16 protein-coding genes and 1 pseudogene are annotated in these 16,386 nt (G+C 71.1%); 13 read left to right on the top strand and 4 right to left on the bottom strand.

The window, feature by feature from the left end:
- The first annotated feature begins 366 nt into the window (after nt 1-366).
- Nucleotides 367-1,044, top strand: coding sequence for a response regulator transcription factor (locus tag ACFC96_RS06335; protein WP_116512611.1), 678 nt, complete (start codon nt 367-369; stop codon nt 1,042-1,044).
- 15 nt (nt 1,045-1,059) lie between these two features.
- A complete protein-coding gene (locus tag ACFC96_RS06330) occupies nt 1,060-2,334 on the top strand; it encodes an ATP-binding protein (RefSeq protein ID WP_376262440.1) in 1,275 nt (424 codons plus the stop codon).
- Between the two features lie 51 nt (nt 2,335-2,385).
- Here the strand turns inward: ACFC96_RS06330 and ACFC96_RS06325 are convergent, their stop codons facing one another.
- Nucleotides 2,386-2,937 (bottom strand): GtrA family protein, encoded by a 552-nt coding sequence (locus tag ACFC96_RS06325; protein ID WP_376610599.1) that lies wholly within the window; start codon nt 2,935-2,937, stop codon nt 2,386-2,388.
- 123 nt (nt 2,938-3,060) lie between these two features.
- On the opposite strand from ACFC96_RS06325, the gene ACFC96_RS06320 reads away from it, so the two are divergent.
- The 4 genes and pseudogenes from ACFC96_RS06320 to ACFC96_RS06305 all read left to right on the top strand — a co-directional run.
- Nucleotides 3,061-4,224, top strand: a complete 1,164-nt coding sequence (locus tag ACFC96_RS06320; RefSeq protein ID WP_376262445.1) for a 5-(carboxyamino)imidazole ribonucleotide synthase — start codon at nt 3,061-3,063, stop codon at nt 4,222-4,224.
- Entirely contained in the window at nt 4,221-4,748 is a 528-nt protein-coding gene (purE, locus tag ACFC96_RS06315; protein ID WP_376262448.1) for a 5-(carboxyamino)imidazole ribonucleotide mutase, read from the top strand. The genes ACFC96_RS06320 and purE overlap by 4 nt, the downstream gene beginning before the upstream one ends.
- Nucleotides 4,745-5,941, top strand: a complete 1,197-nt coding sequence (locus ACFC96_RS06310; protein ID WP_376262451.1) for a dipeptidase — start codon at nt 4,745-4,747, stop codon at nt 5,939-5,941. Before purE ends, ACFC96_RS06310 begins: the two co-directional genes overlap by 4 nt.
- 143 nt (nt 5,942-6,084) lie before the next feature.
- Nucleotides 6,085-6,369: pseudogene (locus tag ACFC96_RS06305) on the top strand (membrane dipeptidase); the annotation flags it as partial.
- Between the two features lie 20 nt (nt 6,370-6,389).
- Here ACFC96_RS06305 and ACFC96_RS06300 read toward each other — a convergent pair.
- Nucleotides 6,390-6,752, bottom strand: a complete 363-nt coding sequence (locus tag ACFC96_RS06300) for a VOC family protein (protein WP_376610598.1) — start codon at nt 6,750-6,752, stop codon at nt 6,390-6,392.
- Between the two features lie 91 nt (nt 6,753-6,843).
- On the opposite strand from ACFC96_RS06300, the gene ACFC96_RS06295 reads away from it, so the two are divergent.
- A complete protein-coding gene (locus tag ACFC96_RS06295; protein ID WP_376610596.1) occupies nt 6,844-7,344 on the top strand; it encodes a CGNR zinc finger domain-containing protein in 501 nt (166 codons plus the stop codon).
- Between the two features lie 4 nt (nt 7,345-7,348).
- Here the strand turns inward: ACFC96_RS06295 and ACFC96_RS06290 are convergent, their stop codons facing one another.
- Complete coding sequence (locus ACFC96_RS06290; RefSeq protein ID WP_376610594.1) at nt 7,349-8,674, bottom strand: UDP-glucose dehydrogenase family protein; 1,326 nt, start codon at nt 8,672-8,674, stop codon at nt 7,349-7,351.
- Between the two features lie 172 nt (nt 8,675-8,846).
- Here ACFC96_RS06290 and ACFC96_RS06285 point away from each other — a divergent pair, with 172 nt between their 5' ends.
- The 6 genes from ACFC96_RS06285 to ACFC96_RS06260 all read left to right on the top strand — a co-directional run bounded on the left by ACFC96_RS06285 (nt 8,847) and on the right by ACFC96_RS06260 (nt 14,940).
- Nucleotides 8,847-10,004 carry an acyl-CoA dehydrogenase gene (locus tag ACFC96_RS06285; RefSeq protein ID WP_376610592.1) on the top strand — a complete coding sequence of 386 codons (1,158 nt, stop codon included), beginning with the start codon at nt 8,847-8,849 and terminating at the stop codon, nt 10,002-10,004.
- A 229-nt stretch (nt 10,005-10,233) separates the two neighbouring features.
- Nucleotides 10,234-11,622, top strand: coding sequence for a hypothetical protein (locus ACFC96_RS06280; protein ID WP_376610591.1), 1,389 nt, complete (start codon nt 10,234-10,236; stop codon nt 11,620-11,622).
- Nucleotides 11,619-12,107 (top strand): hypothetical protein, encoded by a 489-nt coding sequence (locus ACFC96_RS06275; protein ID WP_376610589.1) that lies wholly within the window; start codon nt 11,619-11,621, stop codon nt 12,105-12,107. Before ACFC96_RS06280 ends, ACFC96_RS06275 begins: the two co-directional genes overlap by 4 nt.
- 27 nt (nt 12,108-12,134) lie before the next feature.
- Nucleotides 12,135-12,800 carry a VWA domain-containing protein gene (locus ACFC96_RS06270; RefSeq protein WP_376262471.1) on the top strand — a complete coding sequence of 222 codons (666 nt, stop codon included), beginning with the start codon at nt 12,135-12,137 and terminating at the stop codon, nt 12,798-12,800.
- A gap of 17 nt (nt 12,801-12,817) precedes the next feature.
- The gene (locus ACFC96_RS06265; protein ID WP_376610587.1) at nt 12,818-13,972 is read left to right on the top strand and encodes a protein phosphatase 2C domain-containing protein; all 1,155 of its coding nucleotides are present in this window, start codon (nt 12,818-12,820) and stop codon (nt 13,970-13,972) included.
- A complete protein-coding gene (locus ACFC96_RS06260) occupies nt 13,969-14,940 on the top strand; it encodes a hypothetical protein (RefSeq protein WP_376610585.1) in 972 nt (323 codons plus the stop codon). Before ACFC96_RS06265 ends, ACFC96_RS06260 begins: the two co-directional genes overlap by 4 nt.
- Before the next feature lie 38 nt (nt 14,941-14,978).
- Here the strand turns inward: ACFC96_RS06260 and ACFC96_RS06255 are convergent, their stop codons facing one another.
- The gene (locus ACFC96_RS06255) at nt 14,979-16,277 is read right to left on the bottom strand and encodes an LCP family protein (protein WP_376610584.1); all 1,299 of its coding nucleotides are present in this window, start codon (nt 16,275-16,277) and stop codon (nt 14,979-14,981) included.
- Between the last annotated feature and the right edge of the window lie 109 nt (nt 16,278-16,386).

Raw genomic sequence — 16,386 nt, 5'->3', positions numbered from 1 at the left:
GACGCTGCGGAGGCCAGGTACGGCTGTCCCGGGATCCACACCCCGTACGCGTCATCGCGTCGGGGTCCGGCCCACAGGTCATTCCTTCATGCTGGCGGTAACCAGCTCGCACATGAAAGAGACCTTCGCAGCGCGGCGCGCTCAAAGGCCTTTCTTTAGTGCATCAGGCGTTGATTCACCATACGACACGACAGTGCGGCATATGGAAGGACTTGAGACATGGATCACAGGTCTTGATGGAACCGTTCACGCGGATTCGAAGGTGTCCGCCAGGATCTCATCCCACAGCCGCAGGCCCGCCCGGCCAGGTCACGGCCCTGGTGGATCACCCCCCGGCCGCGGTCCGACGCGGACTACCATCACTGCATGACCCGTGTACTGCTCGCCGAGGACGACGCGTCCATCTCGGAGCCACTGGCCCGTGCCCTGCGCAGGGAGGGTTACGAGGTCGAAGTGCGTGAGGACGGCCCGACCGCGCTCGACGCCGGACTTCAGGGCAGCATCGACCTCGTCGTACTCGACCTGGGGCTGCCCGGCATGGACGGCCTCGAGGTCGCCCGGCGGATGCGCGCCGAGGGGCACACGGTGCCCATCCTCATCCTGACCGCCCGCGCCGACGAGGTGGACACCGTCGTCGGCCTGGACGCCGGCGCCGACGACTACGTCACCAAGCCGTTCCGTCTCGCCGAACTGCTCGCCCGCGTACGGGCCCTGCTGCGGCGCGGCGCCGCCGAGCCCCAGCAGCCGCCCGCCACACACGGCGTCCGCATCGACGTCGAGTCGCACCGCGCGTGGATGGGCGACGAGGAACTCCAGCTCACCGCCAAGGAGTTCGACCTGCTGCGGGTCCTGGTGCGCGACGCCGGCCGTGTCGTCACCCGCGACCAGCTGATGCGCGAGGTCTGGGACACCACCTGGTGGTCCTCGACGAAGACCCTCGACATGCACATCTCCTGGCTGCGCAAGAAGCTCGGCGACGACGCCGCCAACCCCCGCTACATCGCCACGGTGCGCGGCGTCGGCTTCCGTTTCGAGAAGAGCTGACGTACTGGTACAGCTATGCGCCGCCGTCTGATCAACTCCACGCTCGCCGTCGTGCTCGTCGTGATCGCTGTCTTCGGGGTCTCGCTCGTCATCGTCGAGACCCGCACGATCACCAACAGCGCCCAGGAGCGGGTGGACTCCGAGGCGGTCCGGCTCGTCAGCATCGTCGACAGCCGGCTCCTCGGTGACGAACAGGTCACCGGCGCGATCCTGCGGAACCAGGTCGGCCCCGACCGCTACGCCAGGATCGAGCTGCCCGGGCGCGCCCCCATCGAGATCGGTGAGCGCCCGGCGGGGGAGGTCATCCAAGGCACGGCCAAGGGTGAGAAGGGCGAGACGGTCACCGTCGAGGAGCCGCGCTCCTCCGTCACCCGCGAGGTCGGCCGCACCCTGCTGATCATCGCCGGGGTGGCGCTGCTCGCCGTCATCGCCGCGGTCCTGCTCGCCGTACGCCAGGCCAACCGGCTCACGTCCCCGCTCACCGACCTCGCCTCCACCGCGGAGCGCCTCGGCTCGGGCGACCCCCGCCCCCGCCACCGCCGTTACGGGGTGGCCGAGCTGGACCGGGTCGCCGACGTCCTCGACTCCAGCGCCGAGCGGATCGCCCGCATGCTGACCGCCGAGCGGCGCCTGGCCGCCGACGCCTCGCACCAGCTCCGTACGCCCCTCACGGCGCTCTCCATGCGCCTGGAGGAGATCACCGTCACCGACGACCTGGACACGGTGAAGGAGGAAGCGACGATCGCGCTCGCTCAGGTCGAGCGCCTCACGGACGTCGTGGAGCGGCTGCTGACCAACTCGCGCGACCCGCGCACCGGGTCCGCGGTCTCCTTCGACCTGGACGAGGTCATCAAGCAGCAGCTGGAGGAGTGGCGCCCGGCCTACCGCAGCGCCGGCCGCGCCATCGTCTCCTCGGGCAAGCGGCATCTGAAGGCCGTGGGCACGCCGGGCGCCGTCGCCCAGGTCCTTGCCGCGCTGATCGAGAACTCGCTGATGCACGGCGGCGGCACCGTCGCGCTGCGCACCCGCGTCACCGGCAACCAGGCCGTCGTCGAGGTCACGGACGAGGGGCCGGGGGTGCCGGGGGATCTGGGCGCGCGGATCTTCGAGCGGACCATCAGCGGCCGCAACTCGACGGGTATCGGCCTCGCGGTCGCCCGCGACCTGGCCGAGGCGGACGGTGGCCGTCTGGAGATGCTCCAGACGAACCCGCCGGTGTTCGGGCTGTTCCTGTCGCGTACGCCGCTGAGGAAGCCGGTGCCCGGTGACGGGCCCGAGACGGTCCGCTAGCTGCAGGGCCGACCGGCCGGTCGCTTCGGCCGGTGAGCGGACCCGGCCCGGTCAGCGGTGGGTGCGCTGCACGTCGGAGCGGCGGTCCTCGCGCCCGTCCGGCCCGTCCCGGCCGTCCCGGCCGTCCCGGGTCTCCAGGAACGTCTCGGCGCGGGTGACGGTCTCGTGGCCGGGCAGAGTCTTGAAGACCCACGTGCGGTACGACCAGAAGCGGAACAGCGTCGCGATGCCGATGCCGACGACCTTGAAGATGTTGCGCTGGAGCGAGCTTTCCCAGCCGAAGCCGTAGATCGCCACGTACAGGACGCCGTTCTCGATCACCAGGCCGACCGCGCTGAACGCCAGGAAGAGCGAGAGCTCCCTCGTCCGGCCGCTCTTGTCGCGGTCACGGTAGGTGAAGTAGCGGAACCCCACGTAGTTGACGGCGATGGCGATGACCGTGGCGATGATGTTGGCCCGCACGGCCTGAAGGTTCGTCGTGTGCCACAGAAAGTTCGAGACACCGAAGTTCACCAGGGTTCCGAGCGCGCCCACGGCACCGAACTTGGCGACCTCACGGCCGAGCTGGTCGAGCCGCGCGCGCCATGTGGCAGGTCCGTTCATCGTGCTTGCCCCAGCCCCCGTAGATTCCGATATATCGACCTCGTCATGCTAACCAGGCGGCTGGTCGGGCGCCTGGGGACGCCGGTAAACCCGGCACCGTGGGACGGCCGATACCCTGGGGGTGTGACGTTCCCGGTAGTCGGCATGGTCGGCGGGGGGCAGCTCGCTCGTATGACACACGAGGCGGGCATCCCGCTCGGCATCAAGTTCAAGCTCCTCAGTGACACACCTCAGGATTCCGCGGCGCAGGTGGTCAGCGATGTCGTCATAGGCGACTATCGCGACCTGGACACGCTGCGTGACTTCGCGCGGGGCTGTGACGTGATCACCTTCGATCACGAGCACGTGCCCACGGAGCACCTGCGGGCCCTGGAGGCGGACGGCATCCCCGTGCGCCCCGGACCCGACGCTCTGGTGCACGCCCAGGACAAGGGTGTGATGCGCGCGAAACTCACGCAGATCGGTGCTCCCTGTCCGCGCCACCGCATGGTGAAGGACCCCGCCGACGTGGCGGCCTTCGCGGCGGAGGGCGTCGCGGACGGCGATCCCGCCAGTGACGGGTTCCCCGTGATCCTCAAGACGGTGCGCGGCGGCTACGACGGGAAGGGGGTGTGGTTCGTACGGTCCTTGGAGGACGCGGCCGAGCCCTTCAAGGCCGGCGTCCCCGTCCTCGCGGAGGAGAAGGTCGACTTCGTACGCGAGCTCGCGGCCAATGTCGTCCGCTCCCCGCACGGCCAGGCCGTGGCCTATCCCGTCGTCGAGTCCCAGCAGGTCGACGGCGTGTGCGACACGGTGATCGCGCCCGCGCCCGGCCTCGACGAGGACCTCGCCCTGCGCGCAGAACAGCTGGCCCTCGGCATCGCGAAGGAGCTCGGTGTCGTCGGGCACCTCGCGGTGGAGCTCTTCGAGACCCGTGACGGCCGCATCCTCGTCAACGAACTGGCGATGCGCCCGCACAACTCCGGCCACTGGACCCAGGACGGGGCCGTGACCTCGCAGTTCGCGAACCACGTCCGCGCCGTCCTCGACCTCCCCCTCGGCGACCCGCGCCCGCGCGCCCCCTGGACGGTCATGTGCAACGTCCTCGGTGGCGACTTCCCCGACATGTACTCCGCGTACCTGCACTGCATGGCGCGCGACCCGAAGCTCAAGATCCACATGTACGGCAAGGACGTGAAGCCCGGACGCAAGGTCGGCCACGTCAACACCTACGGCGACGACCTGGACGACGTGCTGGAGCGCGCCCGTCACGCAGCCGGCTACCTCAGAGGAACGATCACCGAATGAGCACGTCCCCTGTCGTTGGCATTGTCATGGGTTCCGACTCCGACTGGCCCGTCATGGAGGCCGCCGCCCAGGCTCTCGACGAGTTCGAGATCCCCTACGAGGTGGATGTCGTCTCCGCGCACCGCATGCCGCGCGAGATGATCGCGTACGGCGAGAACGCCGACGGCCGCGGCCTCAAGGCGATCATCGCGGGCGCCGGGGGAGCCGCCCATCTGCCGGGCATGCTCGCCTCCGTGACCCCGCTGCCCGTCATCGGTGTGCCGGTCCCGCTGAAGTACCTCGACGGCATGGACAGCCTGCTGTCCATCGTGCAGATGCCCGCGGGCGTCCCCGTCGCCACGGTCTCCGTCGGCGGCGCGCGCAACGCGGGGCTGCTCGCGGCCCGCATCCTCGCCACCCAGGACGAGGAACTCCTCGGCCGCATGCGGGAGTTCCAGCAGGAGCTCAACGACCAGGCCACGGAGAAGGGCAAGCGGCTGCGCGCCAAGGTCGAGGGCGCGTCCGGCTTCGGCTTCGGGAAGTGACCGCGGTGACCACCTCCCTGGAGCGGGCCCGCGCGATACTCGCCGACTTCCCCGTCGTCGACGGTCACAACGACCTGCCGTGGGCGCTGCGCGAGCAGGTCGCGTACGACATCGACGCGCGTGACATCGCCGTCGACCAGAGCGCGCACCTGCACACCGACCTGGCCCGGCTGCGGGCCGGCGGGGTCGGCGCGCAGTTCTGGTCCGTGTACGTGCGCTCGGACATGGCCGGCGACGTGGCCGTCAGCGCCACCCTGGAGCAGATCGACTGCGTTCAGCAGCTGATCGAGCGCTACCCCGCCGACCTGCGCCGCGCGCTGACGGCCGCCGACATGGAGGCCGCCCGCACCGAGGGCCGTATCGCGTCCCTCATGGGCGCCGAGGGCGGCCACTCCATCGACAACTCGCTGGCCACGCTGCGCGCGCTGCACACCCTGGGCGTGCGTTACATGACGCTCACGCACAACGACAACATCGCGTGGGCGGACTCGGCGACGGACGAGCCGGGCGTCGGCGGACTCTCGCCCTTCGGCCACGAGGTCGTACGGGAGATGAACCGGACCGGCATGCTCGTCGACCTCTCGCACGTGGCGGCGACCACGATGCGGGCCGCGCTCGACACGTCGGTCGCGCCGGTGATCTTCTCCCACTCGTCCTCGCGCGCCGTGTGCGACCACCCGCGCAACATCCCGGACGACGTCCTGGAGCGGCTGCCCGCGAACGGTGGCGTCGCGATGGCCACGTTCGTGCCGAAGTTCGTCCTCCAGGCCGCCGTCGACTGGACGGCCGCCGCGGACGACAACCTGCGCGCCAGCGGCTTCCACCACCTGGACACGTCGCCGGAGGCCATGAAGCTCCACCGCGCGTTCGAGGAGGCGCACCCGCGCCCGGTCGCCACCGTCTCCACGGTCGCCGACCACCTCGACCACATGCGCGAGGTTGCCGGCGTCGACCACATCGGCATCGGCGGCGACTACGACGGCACGGCGTTCCTGCCGGACGGTCTCGGTGACGTCTCGGGCTACCCGAACCTGATCGCGGAGCTCGTCGACCGCGGCTGGTCGGACACGGACCTCGCCAAGCTGACCTGGCAGAACGCGGTACGGGTCCTCGGCGCGGCGGAGGACGTGGCCCGCGACGAGCAGACGCGGCGCGGCCCGTCCAACGCGACGCTCGACCAGCTCGACGGCTGAGCGACCGGTCCCGACGGCCGGGCGGTCGGGACCGACGGCCGGGCGGTCACGCCTGACGGCCGGGCGACCTGCAGAAACCTCCGGAGTGATGCCGCTCCGGAGGTTTGCGCGGCCCGGTGTCGCCCGAACGCGCCGCCCACCAGGTGGCCGACCATCTCGACCATGTGAGACGAGTGGCGGGCCCGGAGCCCGTCGGCCTCTGCGGCGCGTACGACACCGGAGCCGTGCACCCGGACGGCCTCGGCGACGTCTCGCGCTACCCGCACCTCATCGCGGAACTGCTCGAACGCGGCTGGCCGGAGTCCGATCTGGCGCAGCTCACGTGGGGCAACGTCCAGCGTGTGCTGCGCGAGACGGAGTTCGCCGCGCGGGCAGCCGCGCTGTGCCGCCCGCCGTCGACGGCGAGGATCGAACTCCTCGACACCTGACGGGCGGGCGGGGAGCGGACTCAGCAGGCGCACAGGCAGAACGGGTGCCCTGCCGGGTCCGCGTAGACCCGCCAGGTGCGCGAGCGGTCCTCCGCGTCGAGGACCTTCGCGCCCAGGGCCAGTACGCCCTTCTCCGCCGTGTCGAGGTCCTCGACCGTGAGGTCCAGGTGGAACTGCTGCGGCCGGTCGGGCGCGGGCCAGGCCGGCCGCACGAAGTCGGGGGCCGCCTGGAACGCGAGCGGCCGGCCGCTCGGCACCTCCAGGTCGACCCATGTGCCGTCGTCGCTCGTCACTTTCCCGCCGAGCACCGCCGCGTAGAAATCGGCGAGCGCGCGCGGTTCGGGACAATCCAGGACGACGACACCCAAAGTGGCGAGAGCCATGACATCTCCTCGACGTAGGGGTTACCTGTAAGAGCCTTCATGAGGTAACCGCGTTACTGCATGCTGCCGCAATGGAGGTAACGTCGCAACCATGAACGACCGCGTGCCCGCACCCGGGGGGCTGGCCCTCATCCAGGACCTGGTGAACACCCTCGACCTCGAGACGGGCGCCGACGCACTCGACACGGAGAAGGGGCGCGAGGCGCTCGGCCTCACCCAGGAGGAGGCGGAAGCGGCGCGCGAACTGCGCGAATCACTGCGTGTCGCCTGTCTCGCACACGGCGGACACGCCCCCCACCGCTCGGTGACACCCCTGCACCGGCTGCTCGCCGAGGCCCCGCTGCTCGTGACCGTCGACACGGCGGACGGCTCGGCCGCTCTCGCGCCGGCGGACCCGCGCGCGCTCGTCTCGCGCGTCGCGGCGTCGATCGCCCAGGCGCACGCGGACGGCACCTGGCCCCGCCTGAAGGCCTGCGAGGCCCCCGACTGCCACTGGGTGTACTACGACCGCAGCCCGGCGGGCCGCGGTCGCTGGTGTTCGATGGCGGTGTGCGGAGCGCGCGCGAAGATGCGCCGCTACCGCGCGAAATAGCGGCTCAGGCGGCCGGGCGGCCCATCGCCCGGTACGTCCAGCCCGCCGTGCGCCACAGCGTCGGGTCCAGCGCGTTGCGCCCGTCGAGGATCAGCCGCGTGCCGGCCAGCTCCCCGAGCGCCGCCGGGTCCAGCTCGCGGAACTCGCGCCACTCCGTCAGGTGCAGCACCACGTCCGCGCCCCGCACGGCCGCCTCGGCGGACTCCGCGTAGCCGAGGGTGGGGAACAGGCGCCGCGCGTTGTCCATGCCCTTCGGGTCGTAGACCGTGACCTGGCCGCCCTGGAGGTGGATCTGGCCTGCCACGTTCAGCGCGGGGGAGTCCCGTACGTCGTCGGAGTCCGGCTTGAACGTGGCGCCGAGCACCGCGACCCGCTTGCCCAGGAACGAGCCGCCGCCGAGTGCCTCGCGGGTCATCTCGACCATCTGGCCGCGGCGCCGCATGTTGATGGAGTCGATCTCGCGCAGGAACGTCAGCGCCTGGTCGGCGCCCAGCTCACCGGCGCGCGCCATGAACGCCCGGATGTCCTTGGGCAGACAGCCGCCGCCGAAGCCGATCCCGGCCCGGAGGTACTTGTTGCCGATCCGCTCGTCGTAGCCGAGGGCCTCCGCCAGCTTCGCCACGTCGCCGCCCGCGGCCTCGCACACCTCGGCCATCGCGTTGATGAAGGAGATCTTCGTCGCCAGGAACGAGTTGGCCGCGGTCTTCACCAGCTCGGCCGTCGGGTAGTCCGTCACCACGAACGGCGAGCCCTGGCCGACCGGCGTCGCGTACACCTCGCGCAGGGTCTTCTCGGCGCGCTCGCTGCCCACGCCGACCACGATGCGGTCCGGGTGCAGGGTGTCGCCCACCGCGAAACCCTCGCGCAGGAACTCCGGGTTCCACGCCAGCTCGGCGCCCTCCGGCAGGAGCGCGGCCAGCCGGGCGGCGGAGCCCACCGGGACCGTCGACTTGCCGACGACCAGCGCGCCCGCCTTCAGGTGCGGGGCGAGGGACGCGAAGGCGGCGTCGACGTACGACATGTCACAGGCGTACTCGCCGTGCTTCTGCGGAGTGTTCACGCACACGAAGTGCACGTCACCGAAGTCGCCGGCCTCGGCCCAGTCCATGGTGAAGCGCAGCCGGCCCGTCGATCCCTCGATCCCGGCCACGTGCTTGCGCAGCAGTTCCTCGAGACCGGGCTCGTACATCGGGACCTCGCCCCGCGTGAGCATCTCGATCTTCTCGGGCACGACATCGAGACCGAGCACCTCGAAGCCGAGTTCGGCCATGGCGGCGGCGTGCGTGGCGCCGAGGTAGCCGGTGCCGATCACGGTGATCTTCAAGGCCATGAGAGCTCCAGAGGTGTACGGCTGCAGTGCGGCCCCGAGCATAGTCGGGCGTGGCACGGCCCCTCACCGGGCACGTTTGCCCTGTCGCGTAGCTCACGTATCCCTCAGGTGGGCAGAGGCATAAAATTTGGGTTACTTAACGGTAATTAGCGTCCTTGGAGCGTGAGTCACCTTGGCAGGTTCGCCCGAATTCGACCTGTACCGTCCGGCCGAAGAGCACGACATGCTCCGCGAGTCCGTACGGGCTCTGTGCGAGGCCAAGATCGCGCCGTTCGCCGCGGCGGTGGACGAGGAGGCGCGTTTCCCGCAGGAGGCACTCGACGCACTTGTCGCCAACGACCTCCAGGCGGTGCACGTACCGGAGTCCTACGGCGGCGCCGGGGCCGACGCCCTCGCGACCGTCATCGTGATCGAGGAGGTGGCCCGCGTCTGCGCCAGCTCCTCCCTCATCCCGGCCGTGAACAAACTGGGCTCGCTGCCCGTCATCCTCTCCGGCTCCGAGGAGCTGAAGAAGAAGTACATGACGCCGCTCGCCAAGGGCGAGGGCATGTTCTCGTACTGCCTCTCCGAGCCGGACGCGGGTTCGGACGCGGCGGGCATGAAGACGCGCGCGGTCCGTGACGGCGACTTCTGGGTTCTCAACGGGGTGAAGCGCTGGATCACCAACGCCGGCGTCTCCGAGTACTACACGGTCATGGCCGTCACCGACCCGACCAAGCGCTCGAAGGGCATCTCCGCCTTCGTCGTCGAGAAGTCCGACGAGGGCGTCTCCTTCGGTGCCCCGGAGAGGAAGCTCGGCATCAAGGGCTCCCCGACGCGCGAGGTCTACCTCGACAACGTTCGCATCCCCGCGGACCGCATGATCGGCGAAGAGGGCACCGGCTTCGCCACGGCGATGAAGACCCTGGACCACACCCGCGTCACCATCGCCGCCCAGGCCCTCGGCATCGCCCAGGGAGCCCTCGACTACGCCAAGGGCTACGTCCAGGAGCGCAAGCAGTTCGGCAAGCCGATCGCCGACTTCCAGGGCATCCAGTTCATGCTCGCCGACATGGCCATGAAGATCGAGGCCGCCCGCGCCCTGACCTACCAGGCCGCGGCCAAGTCGGAGCGAGGCGACGCGGACCTCACCTTCCAGGGCGCCGCGGCCAAGTGCTTCGCCTCGGACGTCGCCATGGAGGTCACCACGGACGCCGTCCAGCTCCTCGGCGGCTACGGCTACACCCGCGACTACCCGGTCGAGCGCATGATGCGCGACGCGAAGATCACGCAGATCTACGAGGGCACGAACCAGGTCCAGCGCATCGTCATGGCGCGCAACCTGCCGTAGTCCAGACCCTTGAGACAGCCCCCGGTGCCGCGCCGGGGGCTGTTCCGCGTCCGGCCGATCACCCCAACTCCCAATGCGGCAAGGACCGTACGCGGTCTGTGACGTGTGTCGTACGCTGTGCGCCTGCGGTCGCGCCCCGAGGGGCGCGGGACGCGTGGGGCCGGGGGGCCGCCGTACCTGCGGGCCGGCTCGTGACGCGCACTCCCGGTGTGTACGAGGGAGTTGGGGGATGGTCATGGGGGGCCTGACGGACCGGCACGTGGTCGGCCAGCGGATCGGTGACCTCGCCGGCGAGCGCGGGCTCGCACCGAGAGCCGAGGAACTCCAGGCGCTGGCCAAGGCGTTGCGCGCCCCGGACACCGACGGCCTCGGAACCTGGGCCGACCTCGACCTGCTCGCCGCGTACGGACGGCCCGAGAGCGTGGCGGTCGACCCGGCCGTCGAACACAGGGCGTGGGGCTGGCTGGAGGCCGGGCTCGGCGCGCTGGTCTTCCTGCCGCTGCTGTTCACCTGGCACGGCCTGACCCAGGCGTCCAGCGCGTACGGGGCCCTGACGGGCGACAACCCGAAGGCCGCGGCGCGGCCCTTCCTCCAGCTGTGGCAGTCCGGGTTCGAGGGACACCTCGCCGGGCTCTACACGTTCGGCACGGTCGCGATGAGCGCGACGGTCGCGATCGCCGTGCTGTTCGCGCTGGCGCTCGTGCACAGCTTCCGCAAGGCGGCGGTCGACCGTCGCGAGGAGGCCGCGCGCCGTGCCGCCGAGCAGCTGATGGCGCGTCTGGTGCCGGCCCTCAGCCGTGCCCAGCTCGTCCTCAACGAACACCGGATGTCGTCCCCCGTCAGGTTCGCCGCCGAACTGACGGGCGCCGCCAAGACACTGACCCGGCTCGGCAACCGGGCCGCCAGGACCAACGCCGAACTCGCCGCCGCCGCCGAGACGGTCGGCGCGGCGATCACGGAGGCAGAACGCCAGCTGGGCGCGGTCGGCACCTCCGTACGGCCGCTGGAGGAGGCTGCCGGACGGATCGAGACGGCCGTCAGCGGCAGTGGCGCGATGGTGCGCGACGCGCTGGAGGAGGTCCGGGCGGTCAACGGAGAGGTCCGCGACAGCCTCGGCAGGGCCGGGGAGCGCGTCGAGGACTCCGTGACCGTACTCGCCGCCTCGCAGCGGTCGTTCACCACCGGCATCGAGGTCGCCTCCGATGTGTCGGCGCAGGTTCTGGGGCGCCTCGACGCGGCCGCGGAGGAGTCCGCGCGGCTGTTCGCCGCCGCCGAGGAGGCGGTACGGGAGTCCCGGAAGGCGGCGCAGGAGACGCAGGACGCCGTGCGGGACTCACAGAGCGCCGCGCAGGAGACCCGGACCGTGGTGCGGGCGATGGCCCAGCAGGCCGGTGCCCTGCGCGAGACCGCGGAGACGTTCGCGCGGCTGGTGGCGGTGGTGCAGAACGCCGGGGCAGTGGGTCTGCCCGCCCCCCGGCCGCCGCAGGGCGCGCCGCCGGAGCCCTCCCCGTCGAGGCCCGTGCGCGGGGTGGATCTCGGCAAGCCCGGCGACGTGGGTGAGGCTTGGGGGCACGCCGTCGAGGACGCGGTGCCGGGCCGGCCGGGCTCCGCGGGATGAGGGCGCGCAGGTTCAACCCGCTGCACCTGGCGGGCTGGCTCTTCGCCGACATGCTGCTGGTCCTCGCGCTCGTCGCGATGGGCGACCAGGGCGACCCCCAGGCCGCGGAGGCGAGACCGACGCCCCCGGCGTCCAGCGGGAAGCCCGCACCGTCGAAGAGCCCTGCGCACAAGGGCCCGCGCGCGGTGACCCGTACGCCCGTCAAGGTGTCCATCGACGCCGCTCAGGGGGACCGGGACCGTATCGAGAAGCGGCTGCGCGCGGTGACGGAGAAGTACCGGGGGCGGCAGGCGGCGTTCGTCCTCACCTTCGGCCGCAACAGTGACCCCGGCGCCGGCGGCGCGTACGCCCACCAGGTCAACTCGCTGCTGACGAAGGCCCGTCCGGACATGTTCAGGAACGCGACCACCCGCGACTTCTGGAAGGGCGCGGCCACCGGGGGCCATGCCGACCTCGAGATCTACTTCTACACCTACGCGAACTGACGACAGGCTTTCCGGAGGCACGAGGCCATGCAGATTCTGCCGTTCTACCTGCTGTGCGACGAGTCGGGCTCGATGACGGGGGACCCGATCGAGGCGATCAACAGCGCATTGCCCGAGCTTCACCACGAGATCAGCACCAATCCGACGGTCGCCGACAAGACCCGGTTCTGCCTGATCGGTTTCTCCGACGACGCGAAGGTGCTGCAGCCCCTGGTCGACCTGAGCGACATCGAGGAGGTCCCCGCGCTCGCCGCGGGCGGTCTGACCTCGTACGGCGCGGCCTTCCGCGAGCTCCTGCGCTGCGTCGAGGCGGACGTCGCGTCGCTGAAGGCGCAGGGGCACGAGGTCTACCGGCCGGTCGCGTTCTTCCTGTCCGACGGCATTCCGACCGACGACGGCTGGGAGCGGGACCACAAGGACCTGCTCGGCTCGAAGTACGCCCCGAAGATCATCGCGTTCGGGATCGGTGACGCGGAGGCCGCGACGATCGGACAGGTGGCGAACTTCCGCGCGTTCATGCAGCAGGACTCGGCCGTGTCACCGGCGAAGGCCCTGCGGGAGTTCGCGTCCAGCCTGACCCGCTCCATCGTCCGGTCGGCGAGCAGCATCCCGGCCGACGGCGGGAGCGGTTTCACCCTGGCCGTGGACGAGACCGTCCCGGGCTTCTCCACCGTCTCCCTCGACAAGCTGTGAGCGAAGGGCGTACGCGGATGAACGAGAGCGAGGACGCGGCCCGGCTGCACTGGACGCCGACCGACCCGCACGGCTTCGTGGTGTCGGACGACGCCCCGACGATGCGCGACGACCTCCCGTCGGTGCGGGACGACTCCCCGATGGTGCGGGACGGCGCCCTGTCGGTGCCGGACGAGTCTGCGTCGGTGCGCGACGACTACGAGCTGCCCGCGCCGGTGCGGGGCGCCGACGGTCCGGCCCTCACCGCGTCTCCCGTCCCCGCTCTCGGCGCGCCCGCCCACAGCGGTCCGAAGGCGCCGAGCTATCCGCCGTTCCCGCAGGCACTGCCCGCCGTGGCAGGGGACTTGGCGGCGGCCGTGCTGCCGGACATCGTCGTCGACGGCGCCGCGTACCCGGGGCTGAGCGTCCGCGCCGCCTCCGTGCGCGGGGACTCCCACCGCTATGCGGGGGAGCCGCGGCAGGACGCGCTGTGCGTGACCCGCATCGGTGGCGACGAACACGGCGGTGAGCTGCTGATGCTCGCGGTCGCCGACGGAGTGGGCTCGGCCCCGCGCTCGCACGTGGGGTCCAACGAGGCCTGCCGCCTGGCCGCGCGCTACCTCGACCGCTCCACGTCCCTGCACGAGTCGATCCGCACCGGCGACGCCGAGCGGTTCCAGCGCACGGCCGACGACGTGGTGCGCCAGATCGGCAACCTGCTGGGCGACCTCGCGTTGCAGCACAGCGAGCGCCCGGACGCCTTCGCCACCACGCTGCGGATCCTGTTGGTCCCGCTCGATCCGCGCATACGCACCCGCGGCTTCCTGGCGGTCGGGGACGGCGGTACGGCCCTGCTGCGCCGCGGCTACTGGCATCTGGACGTCGTGGGAGACGCCGACGGCGACAAGAACAGCGACGTCATCGACACGCGCACCGCGGCGCTGCCGCGCGCCCGCAGCGCCGCGGTGCGCCTGCTCCACGCCCACGCCGGCGACGTCCTCGTCCTCAGCACGGACGGCCTGTCGTCACCGCTGGCGGGCGACGCCGGTATGCGGGACTTCCTCGCCGAGGCGTGGAACGGCGACGAGGTCCCGGCGCCGGCCGACTTCCTCTGGCAGTTCCAGTACCGGGTCAAGTCCTACGACGACGACCGCACCGCCGTCGTCCTGTGGGAGCACGGGGAGGCGCGATGACGTTCCACAACGGCGCCGATCTCCCCTACAGCGGGCTCAAGTTGCTCGGCAAGATGGGGGACGGCGGGCAGGGTGAGGTGCACGCGGTCGGTGGCCCCGGTGACCTGCTCTACAAGAGCTACCGCGAGCCGCACAAGGTCGACGGATCGTCCCTGGCGGCTCTGGTGGCGTACCGTCAGGCTCTCGCCGCCGCCGACAGGGACCGCCTCGACGCGGAGACCGCGTGGCCGCTGTGCCGGGTCCTCGACGCGGGGACGGTCACCGGGTTCCTGATGCGCAGGGCGCCGGCGACCACCAACTGGCGTACTCCCAAAGGCGATACGAAGCTCATCGAGCTGTCCTATCTGCTCCGTGAGCCCAAGGCGGCCTGGCAGGCCGTGCCGCAGCCGGAGCCGGATGCCCGGCTCGGGATCGCCGTCGCCCTGGCCGGGCTGTTCGGGCGGCTGCACGCGGCGGGGCTCGTGGTCGGCGACCTGTCGCAGGCCAACGTGCTGTGGACGCTCACGCCCGAGCCCGCCGTCTTCCTGCTCGACTGCGACGGCATCCGGCTCGTCGGCCGGCCCGCCGTGCTCGGCCAGGCGGACACCCCTGACTGGCAGGACCCGCTCGCCCCGGCCGGGACGGCCACCGTCGACAGCGACCGGTACAAGGCGGCACTGATGATCGGGCGGGTGCTGATGCGGGACCCGTACGCGCGTCCGGGCCGGCCGATGGCGCCGCTCCCCGGAGTACTCGACGACCGGCGCGAGGCGGCGGTGCGCGGCCTCTGGGACCGCGCGGCCGGTCCCTACGGAAGCCGGCCCGATCTCGGGCAGTGGCAGACCGCGCTCGCCGGGCGCGAGACCATCAAGCTGATCGCGGCCGCTCCGGCGCCCCGGCCGGCGGTCGACCGTTCGATGTTCGACACCGCCCGGCGGCGCGGCACGATACAGCTGAACGGCCGGGGAGGGCCGGGGCAGCCGGCCTGAGCCGGAGGTCCGACCGGCCGACTGCCCCGTCTCTTGCGTCAGTTGCCCGAGACCGTCACGGTCTCGTCGTTCTTGAGCTCGCCCACCAGCTGCTTGACCTTGGTCTTGTCCCAGACGAGGTTGCCGCCGACGGAACCGGAGACCGGCATGTTCATCGACTTGCCGTCGCCGCCCGTGACGCCCTTCATGGCGAAGAACATCGAGCCCAGGTCCCACAGGCTCATGTCCTTGTCGACCACGAGCGAGTCGAGGCCCGCGCCCATCGTCGGGTAGAGCTTGAACGGGTTCATGACCGTCGACGGGGTGGCCACCTGGTGGGCCAGCGCCGACAGGAACGCCTGCTGGTTCTTGGTGCGCTGGAGGTCGCTCGCCGCGAACGCGTGGCGCGTACGGACGAAGGCCAGGGCCTGCTGGCCGTTCAGCGTCTGCTTGCCCTTCTGGAAGTCGGCTCCGGACCACTTGTCCTTGAAGCCCTCCTTCAGGTTCATCTCGACGCCGCCGACCGCGTCGACGATCTTCGCGAAGCCGCCGAAGCCGATCTCCGCGTAGTGGTCGATGTGCAGCCCGGTGTTGAACTCGACGGTCCGCACGAGCAGTTCGGGGCCGTCCTCCGCGTAGGCGGCGTTGAGCTTCACCTGGCGGCCCTGGTTCGGGTAGAGCTTGCCGGAGTCCGAGCCCTTGTAGGACGGGATGGTGACGTTCGAGTCACGCGGCAGGGAGATCATCGTGCTGCCGTTGTCGCCGGTGTGCAGGATCATCATCGTGTCCGTGCGCTTGCCCTCGGCGGACCCGGTGTGCAGCTTCTTCTTCTCCTCGGCGGACATCCCGGCCCGGCTGTCGGTGCCGACTATGAGGTAGTTCGTGCCCTTGCCGGTCTCCGGCCGTTCTATGACCTTGGAGAGGTCGACGTCACGGTGGAGCTTGGAGTCGGCCCAGAAGTACGTGCCGATGCTCACACCGACGAACACGACGACGAGGGTGAGGACGGCCCACTTGATGCGCCGGCCCCAGCGCGGCCGCGGCCGCGGGGGCGCGTACCCGTCGGCCGGGTCGTTGTCGTTCGGTACGTAGCCGCCGCCGCGGCGCCCGCCGCCACCGCCGTAGACCTGGCCGGTGTTGTAGCCGCTGTCGTACTGGTCCCCGTATCCGTCGTCGTACGTGGGCTGCGCCGGGACCGTGGGCCGGGGCGGCGCGGAGCGGCGGGGGCCGCCGCCTTGTCCGCGCTGCACATGCGGCATCGCGCGGGCGCCCTCGGGGCGCGCGCTGGCACTGCCGCGACCGTAACCGCGGTCGCCGCCGCCCTGACTCTCGCCCCAACCCTCTGGCCAATCGTTCATGGCCCCAGTGTGCAGTCCTGAGCTGTGTGCCCCACAAGAGCGGGTGGCGAATCGGGCCCGGGCTGTTGCAGACCTGACACAAAGCGACCCGTGTCCTGCCCGGCATAAG

The organism is Streptomyces sp. NPDC055955 (genome assembly GCF_042270245.1).
Classification (GTDB): Bacteria; Actinomycetota; Actinomycetes; order Streptomycetales; family Streptomycetaceae; genus Streptomyces.
Note: the sequence above shows the minus strand (reverse complement) of the source record. Positions and strands in the feature narration are given on the sequence as shown.

Excerpts from the sequence above, each read along its gene's own strand:
- purE (WP_376262448.1), top strand. The coding sequence starts at position 4,221 with ATGAGCACGTCCCCTGTCGTTGGCATTGTCATGGGTTCCGACTCCGAC.
- ACFC96_RS06335 (WP_116512611.1), top strand. The coding sequence starts at position 367 with ATGACCCGTGTACTGCTCGCCGAGGACGACGCGTCCATCTCGGAGCCA.
- ACFC96_RS06275 (WP_376610589.1), top strand. The coding sequence starts at position 11,619 with ATGAGGGCGCGCAGGTTCAACCCGCTGCACCTGGCGGGCTGGCTCTTC.
- ACFC96_RS06290 (WP_376610594.1), bottom strand. The coding sequence starts at position 8,674 with ATGGCCTTGAAGATCACCGTGATCGGCACCGGCTACCTCGGCGCCACG.
- ACFC96_RS06260 (WP_376610585.1), top strand. The coding sequence starts at position 13,969 with ATGACGTTCCACAACGGCGCCGATCTCCCCTACAGCGGGCTCAAGTTG.
- ACFC96_RS06325 (WP_376610599.1), bottom strand. The coding sequence starts at position 2,937 with ATGAACGGACCTGCCACATGGCGCGCGCGGCTCGACCAGCTCGGCCGT.
- ACFC96_RS06265 (WP_376610587.1), top strand. The coding sequence starts at position 12,818 with ATGAACGAGAGCGAGGACGCGGCCCGGCTGCACTGGACGCCGACCGAC.
- ACFC96_RS06280 (WP_376610591.1), top strand. The coding sequence starts at position 10,234 with ATGGTCATGGGGGGCCTGACGGACCGGCACGTGGTCGGCCAGCGGATC.
- ACFC96_RS06270 (WP_376262471.1), top strand. The coding sequence starts at position 12,135 with ATGCAGATTCTGCCGTTCTACCTGCTGTGCGACGAGTCGGGCTCGATG.
- ACFC96_RS06300 (WP_376610598.1), bottom strand. The coding sequence starts at position 6,752 with ATGGCTCTCGCCACTTTGGGTGTCGTCGTCCTGGATTGTCCCGAACCG.
- ACFC96_RS06330 (WP_376262440.1), top strand. The coding sequence starts at position 1,060 with ATGCGCCGCCGTCTGATCAACTCCACGCTCGCCGTCGTGCTCGTCGTG.
- ACFC96_RS06295 (WP_376610596.1), top strand. The coding sequence starts at position 6,844 with ATGAACGACCGCGTGCCCGCACCCGGGGGGCTGGCCCTCATCCAGGAC.
- ACFC96_RS06255 (WP_376610584.1), bottom strand. The coding sequence starts at position 16,277 with ATGAACGATTGGCCAGAGGGTTGGGGCGAGAGTCAGGGCGGCGGCGAC.